Annotated in this window: 12 protein-coding genes; 4 read left to right on the top strand and 8 right to left on the bottom strand. The window is 44.3% G+C overall.

Annotated features, from left to right (window positions below):
- Positions 1-40: 40 nt before the first annotated feature.
- The 4 genes from PN466_RS02825 to aroA form a co-directional block, all read right to left on the bottom strand.
- The gene (locus PN466_RS02825; RefSeq protein WP_278002966.1) at positions 41-928 is read right to left on the bottom strand and encodes an ABC transporter permease; all 888 of its coding nucleotides are present in this window, start codon (positions 926-928) and stop codon (positions 41-43) included.
- Between the two features lie 62 nt (positions 929-990).
- Positions 991-1,971: an ABC transporter substrate-binding protein gene (locus PN466_RS02820; RefSeq protein ID WP_271936789.1), complete on the bottom strand. Its 981-nt coding sequence runs from the start codon at positions 1,969-1,971 to the stop codon at positions 991-993.
- A gap of 100 nt (positions 1,972-2,071) precedes the next feature.
- The gene (locus tag PN466_RS02815; protein WP_271936788.1) at positions 2,072-5,530 is read right to left on the bottom strand and encodes a PAS domain S-box protein; all 3,459 of its coding nucleotides are present in this window, start codon (positions 5,528-5,530) and stop codon (positions 2,072-2,074) included.
- Positions 5,531-5,735: 205 nt separating this feature from the next.
- Positions 5,736-7,088: a 3-phosphoshikimate 1-carboxyvinyltransferase gene (gene aroA, locus PN466_RS02810; RefSeq protein WP_271936787.1), complete on the bottom strand. Its 1,353-nt coding sequence runs from the start codon at positions 7,086-7,088 to the stop codon at positions 5,736-5,738.
- A gap of 120 nt (positions 7,089-7,208) precedes the next feature.
- Here aroA and PN466_RS02805 point away from each other — a divergent pair, with 120 nt between their 5' ends.
- Genes PN466_RS02805 through PN466_RS02795 form a run of 3 tightly spaced genes read left to right on the top strand, consistent with a single transcriptional unit; the run spans position 7,209 to position 8,223 of the window.
- Positions 7,209-7,688, top strand: coding sequence for a hypothetical protein (locus tag PN466_RS02805; RefSeq protein WP_271936785.1), 480 nt, complete (start codon positions 7,209-7,211; stop codon positions 7,686-7,688).
- 13 nt (positions 7,689-7,701) lie between these two features.
- Entirely contained in the window at positions 7,702-8,034 is a 333-nt protein-coding gene (locus PN466_RS02800) for a (2Fe-2S) ferredoxin domain-containing protein (protein ID WP_271936783.1), read from the top strand.
- An 18-nt stretch (positions 8,035-8,052) separates the two neighbouring features.
- Entirely contained in the window at positions 8,053-8,223 is a 171-nt protein-coding gene (locus tag PN466_RS02795) for a pentapeptide repeat-containing protein (RefSeq protein WP_271936781.1), read from the top strand.
- Positions 8,224-8,262: 39 nt separating this feature from the next.
- Here PN466_RS02795 and PN466_RS02790 read toward each other — a convergent pair whose 3' ends face one another.
- The 4 genes from PN466_RS02790 to PN466_RS02775 form a co-directional block, all read right to left on the bottom strand.
- Complete coding sequence (locus tag PN466_RS02790; RefSeq protein WP_271936779.1) at positions 8,263-8,646, bottom strand: hypothetical protein; 384 nt, start codon at positions 8,644-8,646, stop codon at positions 8,263-8,265.
- Between the two features lie 53 nt (positions 8,647-8,699).
- Complete coding sequence (locus tag PN466_RS02785; RefSeq protein WP_271936778.1) at positions 8,700-9,044, bottom strand: hypothetical protein; 345 nt, start codon at positions 9,042-9,044, stop codon at positions 8,700-8,702.
- A 112-nt stretch (positions 9,045-9,156) separates the two neighbouring features.
- Complete coding sequence (locus PN466_RS02780; RefSeq protein ID WP_390889961.1) at positions 9,157-9,717, bottom strand: glutathione S-transferase family protein; 561 nt, start codon at positions 9,715-9,717, stop codon at positions 9,157-9,159.
- A complete protein-coding gene (locus PN466_RS02775; RefSeq protein ID WP_271936775.1) occupies positions 9,718-10,545 on the bottom strand; it encodes a metallophosphoesterase in 828 nt (275 codons plus the stop codon).
- A 171-nt stretch (positions 10,546-10,716) separates the two neighbouring features.
- On the opposite strand from PN466_RS02775, the gene PN466_RS02770 reads away from it, so the two are divergent.
- Positions 10,717-12,864 (top strand): hydroxysqualene dehydroxylase, encoded by a 2,148-nt coding sequence (locus tag PN466_RS02770; protein WP_271936772.1) that lies wholly within the window; start codon positions 10,717-10,719, stop codon positions 12,862-12,864.
- Positions 12,865-13,009: the final 145 nt, after the last annotated feature.

The following is a 13,009-nucleotide window of genomic DNA, read 5'->3' as shown; positions in this document are numbered from 1 at the left end:
GAGATGGGGAATTGAAGAACTCTGAATTATTGCGATTCCCTTAATTTTTAAGGGTTAATTTTTTAAGGGGGGTTTGGGGTAAGATGAGGGCGATCGCGACTAATAAGGCCGTAACTAGATTTAAGTCTTGGGCCTGAAGTCCCATAAAATTGGCATTCAGGGCAATAGCGATGGCTAAACGATACGCCAGTGCACCTAAAATGACGCTTAATGTACCTTGAAAGATGGTTTTTCCAGGGATAAAGGTTTCGCCAATAATCACGGCGGCTAATCCAAGGACAATAGTTCCTACTCCCAGGGTGACATCGGCAAATCCATAAATTTGGGCAAAGAGTGCCCCCGCCAGGGCAACCAGGGCATTGCTTAAGGCCATACCCACAATAATCATCATTCCGGGATCGACCCCTTGAGCGCGAGCCATGGTTGAGTTGGCACCAGTTGCCCGCAATGCCAAGCCCCATTGGGTTGCTAAGAGGGCATCTAGGCCAACTTTGAGCAAAATGACAATGATGACCAAAATGATGGGAATGACCACTTGACGGGGCACAGAGAGGCTATTCAGGGGAGTAAAGAGGGTGGTTTCTCCCAAAAGGGGAACATTGGGGCGACCCATGATCCGCAGATTGAGGGAATAGAGGGCGATCATGGTGAGAATGCTAGAGAGCAGATTGAGGATCTTGAATTGTACGGTTAGCCAGGCAGTGCAAGCTCCTGAAAGTGCCCCAGCAGCGATCGCCACTGCTGTGGCAATGATCGGATGCATTCCATTGACGATTAAGGTGGCAGCTACAGCACCTCCAAGGGGAAAACTGCCATCGACGGTTAAATCGGGAAAGTCAAGGACACGAAAGGATAGATACACGCCTAAACCGACGAGACTATAGAGTAAACCCAGTTCAATGGCTCCTAAGAGGGCAGTCATAAGCAACAATTAAAATTACAGAGCTTCGTGCAATGGGGAATAGGCAATAGACAATCCGCTCGATTCCCCTAATCTACTACCGTATCCGCCTGATCGAGGACTGACGCGGGAAGGGTTACACCCATGGCTTCGGCAGCTTTGGGGTTAACATACAGTTTTAGGGTATCGACGGATTCTACAGAGATATTACCAGGGGATTCTCCTTCCAAAATACGGATGACTTGTTTGCCGGTTTGTCGGCCAACATCATAATAATCAAATCCTAAGCTGGCGATTGTCCCCCGCTTTACAGAAGCAGTATCTCCAGAATAAATGCCAATTTTATTATCAATCCCCACTTGAATCACTGATTCTAGAGCTGAAACCACCGTATTATCCGTGGGCACATAAATTACATCGGCTTTCCCAACCAAATTTTGGGCAGCAGTGACTACACCACTGGAATTGGCAACGGTGGCTTCTTCGACGGATAATCCTTTAATTTGGGCTTGGTCTTTGAGTAAATTGACTAAGGAAACGGCGTTGGCTTCTCCGGCATTATAAATTACACCAATTGTCTTCAGATTAGGATTAATTTCTTGCATTAAGGACACATGGCGATCGACAGGAGATAGGTCGCTCACTCCCGTGACTAGACCACCAGGTTGATCGAGGTTTTCCACTAATTTGGCTGCGACTGGATCGGTGACCGCACTGAAAATTACAGGAATATCGGTACTGGCAGAAACGGCTGCTTGGGCGGATGGAGTGGCGATCGCCACAATGACATCCGGTTTTTCTGCTACAAACGCAGACGCAATTTGGGCGGCAGTTGCCGGTGAGCCTTGGGCGCTCTCCCACTTCCAGGTTAGGGTTCCTCCAGCCGTATATCCGGCTGCTTTTAACTCATCCTGTATGCCATCACGGGTAGCATCTAGAGCCGGATGTTCTACAATCTGAGTGACTGCCACAAAGGGCATGGTTTCTGCAGCAGGAGGAGCAGAGGAGTCTTGAGGGATTTGGGGAGTACATCCCCAGTTCAGGGCAACGAACAGCGTTGTACTGAGCAAACTTGAAAAGGAGTTCCACCGTAGAGTCATAGGAGAATAGGGAATTAAGAAATTAAGGAATTAGGGAATAGGGAAAACCTGGTTTTCCCTATTCCCTACTCTAATGGGAAACTGCGGGAATTTGAATCACAAAGGTTGCGCCCTGACCCAATTCAGAAACACAACTGAGTTGTCCTTGATGTTTTTCCACAATAATTTGATAACTAATAGCTAATCCTAAGCCGGTTCCTTTACCCACAGGTTTGGTCGTAAAGAAGGGGTCAAACAACCGTTGACGAACTTTTTCGCCAATTCCTGGTCCATTATCCTTTAGTTTGACGACAGCTTGGTTATTGTCGATTAATTCAGTCGTAATTGTGATTTTGGGTTCAGCTATATTAGACTCTTCCAAGGCATCAATCGCATTACTAAACAAGTTCATAAATACTTGATTAAGTTGTCCTGGATAGCAGAAAATCTTGGGTAATTTACCATAATATTTGCTTACTTCTACCCCTGGGCGATCGCCTTTGGCTTTTAACCGATTTTGGAGAATCATTAAGGTGCTATCAATGCCTTCATGGAGATCAACCTTTTTCATTTCTGCTTCATCCAATCGGGAGAAGTTACGCAGAGATAGGACAATTTCCCGAATCCGTTCTGCTCCCACTTGCATCGAGTCTAGGAGTCGGGGTAAATCTTCACTAATAAATTCTAGATCGATCGCTTCAATTTCTTCTTCTATTGGTTCTGGTGGATCGCGAAAGGTTTCCTGATAGAGTTGTAAGAGTCCGAGAATATCAGCCGTATAATCTCTTGCCGGAACTAAATTACCATAAATAAAGTTGACGGGATTATTAATTTCATGGGCAACACCGGCAACCATTTGACCAAGACTAGAGAGTTTTTCGCTTTGAATCAGTTGGGATTGGGTACGTTGCAGTTGTCTGAGGGTTTCTTCAAGTTCTTTGGCTTTGCGATCGGCGTTTTCCGCCGCTACAGTCGCCTGACGATAGAGTTCAGCTTGGCTAATCGCGATCGCCAACTGATCCGTGACAGTTTGTAATAATTCTACTTCATCCTCTGTCCATCGACGGGGGCCATCAAAATGGGCACAACTGACACATCCTAACTCGCCATAAGCCGTTTTAATCGGTAAAAAAAGGATCGCCCGATATCCTCGACTTTCATAAAGCTGATGAATTCCTGGGTCTTCATGACTGAAGACATCATCCACTTGGAGCATTTCTAGATTAAGTAAATTATTCAACAGCGGATCGTCAGCAGCTACTGGAAAACACCCCAATGCGGTTGGTAAAGTTTCCGTTTTTGCCTCTTTGACCACATTTACATATCCATAGGGAGAAAATTCTGGAGTTTGTAGTGTGTCTTCTCCCTGGGACTGATACCAACTAAATAAACACTGATCCACCTGTAACAAATTCTGAATTTCGACCACCGCTATGTCCAAAATCTGGTCAAGATTCAAAGAATTACGGACTTGAGAAGCCAAACGGTTAATCAACTCCTCCCGTTGGGCCATTTCTCGATAGCGAGTTTCACTTTTACGAATGGCTTCTTCAGAGCGCTTACGCTGAGTAATATTCTGCATTAAAGCCATACCCGCCATAATATATCCGTCATCATTTCTAACCGGTAGGGTCTGAATTAAATAAAAGTTTTCCCCCAAAGAAATTTCAAAGTGTTCCGTTTCTCCCGCTAACGCATTTTGGTAATGATATTCCATCAATTGACTGACCGATTGAGGAAAGATGTCTGCGGGAGTTTCCCCTTCTAATTTGTCTTTAGCTAATCGTAACTTCCCTAATTCTCGGCCTTCTGCCAGGGTAAACCGGAGGTCGAGATCGAATAAGACCACTGCACCATCCGGAAAATTTTGAGCCAATGTGCGATAGAGTTCCTCGCTTTTGCGTAAGGCCATCTCAGTTTCAAAGCGATAAGTAATATCATTATTAATTTCTAACAGGGCGGCTGGACGGCCCTGTCTATCTCGCTGAAGCGTCCATCGACTGGCAACAGTTACTGGAGTTCCATCACGCTTGGTTTGTTGTAATTCTCCTTCCCAATACCCTTGTTCTCGCAAAATTTTGTGAATAGTCGGTAAAGGGATACTAAATTCCGTTTGTAAGAGACTATGAATATTCTGATTAATCGCTTGTTGTTTGGTCCAACCATAGAGCTTATGGGCCCCATGATTCCAATATTTAATCGTTCCCTCTAAGCCCAGAATCATAATGGAATCATTGGCTAAATCCAGCATTTGTACATGCTGGCGTAGGGACTGTTCCACTTGTTGACGTTCTTCAACTTCTGCTGCTAGTTCAGCGGTTCTTTGTTCAACTCGATCTTCTAAGGTATCTCGATATTGCTCTAATTTTCCCTCTGATTCTTTGCGACGGGTAATATCACGGGCAACCCAAACCACAGTATCCATATCTAAGGGAGAGACTTTGGCCGCTAACCAAAAAATTTGGTCATTTAGGGTCATCGAGTATTCTACATCAATCGTTTTTTGGGTTTCTAAGGAACGACGAAGATTGGCAAGTAGGCGATGGGCATTTTCGTCAGGCATGAGATCGCTGATTTTCATGCCATAGAGTTCAAGCCGGTCTTGAGTAAAGAGGTTACAGTTGGTTGGGGCAACTTCTAGGATGTGACCTTCTCGATCGAGGACGAGGATCAAATCAGTCATGGCTTTAAACAGGGCCCTTAACTGGGTTTCCTGTTGTAGAAGGCTTAGTTCTGCCTGTTTGCGTTCAGTAACTTCAATAAATAGGCCATCTAGGAGCAGTTCATTGGGAGTAAAGTTATAGGGTAGATCGTCTAAAAATTGTTGTTCTAGCGAGTTTTGAGTATCTGGGGGGGAAGTGGAGCAAGCGAGCCATTTAATTTGACCTGATGTGGTAATAATTCGGCCTTCCCAAGACCAGGCCGATCGGTTTTGAATCGCTGTTGTGATAGAAGCTTTGTATTCTGATAAATCATCCGGATGGATTAATTCCTGAAACAGAAGGGGATGTTGCTCAAGGGCATCTGGATCAAGCTCACAGATTTTGGTGCAACCTGGACTAACATAAGTGAATTGGATGGGGTGTTCGGGTTTAAGAAGGAGTTGACAGATAATTCCAGGGACATTAGCTGTAAGTTTGTTAAACCGATTCTCAATTTTCATCCAAGCCGCCTCTGCTCGTTTACGTTTAGTAATATTTTGGGTGAACATGATGAGACCATTAATTTCTCCGGAAGAATTATGCCAGGGTCGAATATCCCATTCGACCCATTGCAGTTTTCCATCTTCTCCGAAAAAATAATGTTCTTCACACCCTTCATAGTTTCCTAATAAGCATTCTGTATGAATGGGTTTCCATTGTTCTGGGCAATGGGGAAAGGTGTCATAGAAGGTGAGGTTGTTTAGGGGGATATCCCTAAGACCATATTCACTCAGCCAGCGATCGCTGGTGAGTAAATAACGCATTTCTTGGTCGAACAAAGCCACAGCGGCAGGGGTTTGTTCAACAAATACTTTGAATAACTCTAGAGTAGGATTTGAACTGTCCATTCGCGAGCAGCGACACATCAGGTTATCCAGAGCTTAACTGAAAAACCCCGTGGTTGAAAATAGCTGATGTTCAGGAAATCTCTGGGATGGATTTTAAACTGGGGCTTTAAGGCAACATGAATTAGGGTTACTATAGTGCATTCTATCTCAGGATAGTTGATAGTGAATAGTTGAGAGTTGGCAGGCTTGCAATCTTATTGATCGACTATCCCTCAATTAACAGTCCTTCTAGGGTAGGGGTAAAGCTGGGGTAGGAAATGGCGGCTGCTTGGGCGCGATGAATGGTGGTTTTTCCTTGGGCATTGAGGGCGGCGATCGCCAAACTCATGGCGATCCGGTGGTCGGTATAGCTGTCAACTTCTGCTCCTTTGAGGGGGGTAGAGCCAATAATTTCTAAGCCGTCGGGGTGTTCGGTAATGTTGGCTCCCATACGGCTCAGTTCGGAGGCCATAACGGCCAGGCGATCGCTTTCTTTAACCCGTAATTCTGCCGCGTCTTTAATCACGGTTTTTCCTTCCGCAAAGGCAGCAGCGACCGCTAAGATGGGAATTTCGTCAATTAAGCGGGGAATTACGTCACCGCCAAATTCGCATCCGTGCAGACGGCTCGATTTTACTCGTAAATCGGCTACGGGTTCACCCGTCACTATTCTTTGATTGAGAAATTCAATATCGGCTCCCATTTGCTCTAAGACTTCTAATACTCCAGTGCGGGTAGGATTGATACCAACATTTTCAACGATCAGGTCGCTATCGGGAATGATGGCTCCTGCAACTAACCAAAAGGCTGCCGAACTAATATCTCCAGGAATAATAATGGATTGACCGGATAATTGAGCTGGCCCTACAACAGTAACCGAATGGGTTTGGGGGTCTGTTTTCACCGTTGCGCCAAAAGCGGCTAACATCCGTTCGCTATGGTCTCTAGATAGGGCGGGTTCGGTGACCGTGGTTTCTCCTTCTGCCATCAGTCCTGCCAGGAGAATACAGGATTTGACCTGGGCTGAGGCAATAGGGGAATGGTAATGAATGGGTTGGAGTTGGGTGCCTTGCACAGCTAGAGGAGCAAGGGTGTGGTTTTTACGTCCCCAAATTTGAGCGCCCATTTGTTTTAGGGGGTTAATCACTCTGGACATGGGACGCGATCGTAAGGAATGATCTCCCGTTACACTAAACAAGCGGTCTTTATGGGAGGCTAAAATTCCCAACATCAGGCGCATTGTGGTTCCAGAGTTGCCACAATCTAAAATATCAGTTGGCTCCTGTAGTGCTCCGAGTCCTAAACCGTTAACTTTAACTTCTTCGGAGTTAAGTTTTGTAATATTTACGCCCATGGCTCGGAAACAGGCGGCGGTACTCTGGGGGTCTTCTCCAATGAGCAATCCGGCGATCGTTGTTTCTCCTTGGGCTAAACTCCCTAACATCAGCGATCGATGGGAAATCGATTTATCTCCAGGCACTTGAATCTTGCCCTGTAGCGCTACCCCAGTTTTTGGGGGTTGAATGATCAAATCTTCATTAGGGCCAATTAAATTTAGGGTAACAATCGGGGCGGTCATGGAGATAAACTAAAAATAAGTGAAAATTAAGACTCTGTAGCGCAATCATACCCTATGGTGTTACAGGCTGGTAGGGGTTCACTTCTGAATCTGTCAATTGTTGTTCTCTCTTCATGTGATATGCTCAAAAACCACCGCAAACCTGTTAGTCTGTCTTTTTCCTCGACGGATCTTCCTATTTATTCGTTTGTGGAAACTGCCGCTACGTTATACCGTAAAGACCGAGACCGCTTTCATCTGTTACTCAATGAACCCGGACTCTACGACCGTAACCCAGAGATTGATCCAACCATTCCCTTAGCCGGGCCACCGCGATTATTATGGTTAGAGATTTCTGCTCATCGGGTAGTGATGACAATGCAGGGAAATGGCAAATTGAGTTATCGCCATTTCTGGGAACAGGGCATGTATGGATTATCTCGATATTGGCTCTCCGGAGAGTCTGCCCATGAGGTAGGACAGATGCGCTTACGCAATTTTACTCACAGTTTGATTTTAACGGGGTATTCCCAACCTGAACACTTGAGAATTGAGTATGAACTGTGGTGCGAGCGCCTCAATTTAGGTCAATATGTCTTATCCTTGGATATTCATCATTGAAAGGCAATAGGCAATGGGTAAGGGGTCAGAAAATTCTCCAGAAGAGGTGAATTGTCGGTATGTTTGGCTTTGTCAACATGAATCTTGTACTAGGCAAGGATCGGCTGAGGTTTTAGCTGCTTTTGAAGGGTATGCGAGTGAAACCGTTAAAGTAGAAGCTGTTGGGTGTCAAGGACAATGTAATCTGGCTCCAACGGTGCGGGTTTTACCAGATGAAACTTGGTATTGTCGGGTAAAACCGGAAGATGTATCTGAGATTGTTGAATCCCATCTTCAGGGAGGGGAACCGGTACAGAGACTTCTGCATCCTCGTATCCATTGGCAATATCAATATTACAGTGAATAACGATGAGTGGATTGCACCATGAATCGAGAGGAATTACATCAACGATATCATCAGGGTGAACGAGATTTTGGTGGATTAGATTTGCAAGAAATCGATCTCCATTCCTTAAATTTGAGTGGAGTTAACTTGAGTGGGAGTGATTTACGAGGGCAAATTTGCAGATTTATTATTTTACCTATTGTGAAGTAATTGAAATATTTGAACAAATACAAGACAAAAAAATATTGGTTAATTCAATATTTTTTTGAACTTTAAATCAAATTCTTCAAAAGAGATAGTTCCATTATTTTCATAATACTCAAAATCATCCAAAAAGTCTGCTAGTTCTCCTGATTCAATAGCTGAATAGTTTAATCCCACCACCAAACCAGGACAAATACCTAAAACTCTTGCTAAGGCTTCATGTCGAGTAGTAGGAGAATCATAGTTTTCTACTTGAAGTAGAGCATCATAGCGAGACCCATCAAAACTGTCTAATCGTTTACAGTTATTTCCATCTGGCTTTGTTAAAATAGTGTTAACTTCACTAATAAGTTTCTCTTTTTCAAAAGCTTTACATAATTTTTTCGCATCTCCTCCTTTAATCTGATTCCCGAATTCATGCAAAAGCATACCTTGACCTATTTGCCAACGATTTCCTCCACAAGTTGTATACTCATCGAGTATTAATCCTTTTTGATAAAGACAATACCAAAAGCAGCTACCGTCATAAACAAAGACACCAAGAGCCGAACATGAAAAAACTTTGAAAGGTGAAATGCAAAAAACACTAATGGTGCTAACGAACTATAGTGGTATTGCTTAAATATCTTTTTCCAATTTGTATCTAGGTTTTTAAACTTTAAATTTTGTTTTCGACCTAAATCATTTTCAAAATATGAAGCGTACAGAATTGTCACTCTATCGAAAGTTGAAGAGACATAAGCTTCTTCACTAATTTCAGACAAATAGTTGATTAATTCTTGTTGAGATATTCCATATAGAGTTAGATTACCGTATTGAATTCCCATATCCCTCTTGTATCAAACCTCGAACATTGAGAAATTCTGCTTAAATAGAGGAACCCTAAAATCCATCAAACATTAACGGGATAAATCCCGGTTGCTCTTCAATTCTAGAGATCTAATTTTGAATCGCTCCAAAACCACTTAAATCATAACCTCCTTCAGGCGCAACATGGGTATAGGCAAATAGGGCAATATCAGCCACCGTATAGCGATTTTCGACAAAAAAATCATGAATCCTTAAATGATTTTCCATTACCTCTAACGCCGCATATCCTCCCTGGCGTTTTTGTGTGATGGCTTCCTGATATTCCTGTTCTTTGCCTAAGATCGAAATCCCATAGCGAGGTGTAGCAATATAAGGTTCATGGCTGTACTGTTCAAAAAACATCCACTGCAACACCTGTGCTTGCTCCCATGAACTATCGGGATATAGATTCGTTCCTTGACTAAGATAGATCAAAATTGCATTGGATTCAAACAAAAAAAAATCTGGATCAACTTCAATCACCGGTATGCGTCCATTCGGATTTTTTAGCAAAAACTCAACCCTGCGACTTTCACCTTTAAGAATATTCACTTCAATGCGCTCAAATTCTCGTCCTAACTGAGTGAGACACAGACGGACTTTGTAGCCATTGCCGGAGGGCAAAAAATCATAAAGTTTGATCATTTTTATTTAAACTAACGTAATCACAGTTAATTCTGGAGGACAAAATAACCGACCAGGGGGATAAGTCCCCAATCCTCGATTCACATAAAGGCGATTGTGATTAACTTGGTACAATCCAGCCGACCATTCCCAATGCTTAACGACGCGATCGCACTTTCGTTGCAGTAAAGGGATATACTCCCGTAACCACTTAGGTGTTACCCTAATCACTCGATCTTGATAAGCGATTAATGGCCCCAATTGAGGTAACACAATTTGCCCCCCATGGGTATGACCGGATAACTGTAAATCCACACGCCATTGTTGCAAGACTTCCGCACTATCCGGTTGATGAGACAGCACAATGCGCGGTAATTTTGGCTCGAGATGGTCTAACACTGAAGCTGGATTGAATTCGGGCGACCAAAAATCTGGCAATCCCACCAAGGCTAATCCTTTTCCGAGAGGATAAATGACCTGATTCCACAAAACCTGAATCCCAATTTTAGTTAAAGCTTCAGTAATGATAAATTGAGTAGTCGGATAATAAAGATCGTGGTTTCCCAAAACGGCATAAATCCCTCGCCGAGACTCTAGCCGTTTCAAGCGTTTGACTAAAGCATGAATGGGATCGGGTTTATGGATGACAAAATCCCCTGTCAAGACCACCAGATCGGGATTGATGCGATTGCTTGTGCGAATCGCTTCGGTTAACAGTTCCTCAGAAAGTTCCACTCCATCATAATGAAAATCAGATAATTGGGTGATTTTCAGTCCTTGTAACTGTGGGGGTAAGTCCTTGACAGTAACTGTCAGAGTCTCAACGGTTAACGGCCCAGACAAAAATCTGTGCATAAGCGTTATCAACAATGTCGTGACTCTTTTAGCATAGCTTACAGCGTTTTGCAATCCAATCCGGAAATCGGTCTATCACTTAACAATCCATGTTAGAATTGGAACAAAACCTTAAGTTTGATTAAGCACTGAGTAGTCTAAGTCTAAAATATACAATGATTTAAAGGTATTGTGAACAGTGGAGTGAAAACTAGTATGGCTAAAGTAGCGATCTTTGGTGGTGGAGTTGCTGGAATGAGTGCTGCTCAGGAATTAATTGAGCGGGGATTTGAGGTTGAAGTCTACGAACTTAGAGAAATTCCGGGAGGGAAAGCCCGGAGCATCAACGTTCCCCATAGTGCTGCTCCCGGGAAAAAAAACCTGCCGGGGGAGCATGGATTTCGTTTCTTTCCGGGCTTCTACAGAAATGTGACTGATACGATGAAGCGCATTCCTTACAAGAATAATCGCCGAGGTGTTTTTGACAACCTAGTATCTCTCCCCTATCTCGCCCTTGGACGTATAGGTAAGAACTTAATTAAGTTGCCCGCAAGGTTCCCTCGCTCCTGTTGGGATTTGATTAAGGATCTCAAGTTAATTATCAAAGCCATCACCCAAGAACAAATCCCGACGAACGAGGTGAATTTTTTTGCAGCTCGCACTTGGCAGTTGATGACCTCTTGCCAAGAAAGGTTTATTGGAGAATACGAGAAAATCAGTTGGTGGGACTACATTGAGGCAGAAAAGATGTCCGAAGCCTATCAAGAGTTATTGGCACAGGGTTTAACCACTAGCTTAGTAGCGTCCCGCCCCAAATTGGCTAATACAAAAACGGCAGGGGAAATCTACATTCAATTCCTTTTTGGCTTTACCCGCACAAATGGCGCTGATCTCGTCCTCAACGGTCCAACCAATGATGTGTGGATAAACCCTTGGCTCGACTATTTGCGCTCCAAAGGAGTGAACTACTACCTACGCCATCGCCTGCGTAGCATTGAAGTTGCCAAGGGCGAAAACGGAAAGACGCAAGTCAGAGGGGCGATGGTGACCGATTTGGCAACGAAAACAGACAAGCACATTACCGCCGACTACTATCTCGCCGCAGTTCCGGTCGAGATGATGGCTGGCTTGCTCTCGGAGGAAATCCTCGACGGCGATGAGGCTCTGGCAACGATTAAATCCCTAGGAACGAGTACGGCTTGGATGAACGGCATTCAATTTTATCTGGATCGAGATGTTGTTGACCTAAAGGGACACATTCTGTATGTAGGTACGCCTTGGTCTTTGACTTCCATTTCCCAACAAGCAGTTTGGAATAAAGAGGAATTTCCCATGGAAGGATTTGGGGATGGCAAGGTGAGGGGGATTATCTCTGCAATCGCCTCCGATTGGGGATACTCCATCAATCCCAACACGAATGAAGTTAAGGTGGACTCTGGTTCTTGCAGCCTTTACCTCAGGGACAACAAGCCCGCCCAAGTTGCTTCTCCAGAGCAAATCAAAACCGAAATTTGGGAAGAAATGAAACACTCTCTCAAGAAAGACGGCAAACCCATTCTTAAGGATGAATACCTGCTCTCTTGGTTTCTCGACCCCGATATTACCCATAGTTCTGACTGGGTTGATAATCCAGAAAAATTAGAAGAAGTATTAAATCTCTATCTTCCGAATTCTTTTAAAGCACTCTTTTTGTGGATTCACCAGCACGAGCGCGATTCCGTCACTCTTGAAGAAATTGCCAATCATCTCGAGATCGACCAATATGGAGCGCGCTTGGAAGTGAATGCGTTAGTTGCCAAAGGTTTTGTCGGACCCATTCCTCGACCTAAGGACTGTCCGGGAGCTAGTCCGATCTCCTGTACTCCTCCGCAACCCGGCAACGAAACCCTGTGCTATTACAGCCGCCTGCGCCATGGTTCCTCCGCCAACATCAACAGCGAACCCCTCATGGTCAATGCGATCGATAATTGGAGTCTGCGTCCCTTGTCTTACAGCCAAATCCCTAACCTATTCCTCGCTTCGGACTATGTGCGAACGAATGTCGATCTGGCAACGATGGAAGGCGCAAACGAAGCTGCTCGCTACGCCGTCAACTCTATTATCGATGCTTCAGAGGCAAAAGTCCCCTACTGTAAAGTTTGGAATCTCCGTCAACCTATCATTTATTCATTGCATCGCTGGTCAGATCGCCAACGCTACCAAAAGGGCCTGCCGTGGAGTGGCAAACTCCCTTGGTATCTCAAGCCTTTGTTTCCCTTGGTTTTATTTTTGGGAATTCTAGAGATTTTGCTTTTGCAGATATGGAGGTGGCTCCAACAATTGTGTCCTTGGTTGCGTTAGTGGATTATATGCTCCGAGCTTGATTGAAAAAGCTCGGAGTATAACCGGTTTATAGGGGGTGTTGCGGTGGGATTGGATTTACCATTATAGATACATTAGAGCAGAATTGGATCTTTCCTGCCGCGCGATCGTGACTTGCTTTATC

Origin of the sequence: Roseofilum reptotaenium CS-1145, assembly GCF_028330985.1 — a bacterium.
Classification (GTDB): Bacteria; Cyanobacteriota; Cyanobacteriia; order Cyanobacteriales; family Desertifilaceae; genus Roseofilum; species Roseofilum reptotaenium.
Note: the sequence above shows the minus strand (reverse complement) of the source record. Positions and strands in the feature narration are given on the sequence as shown.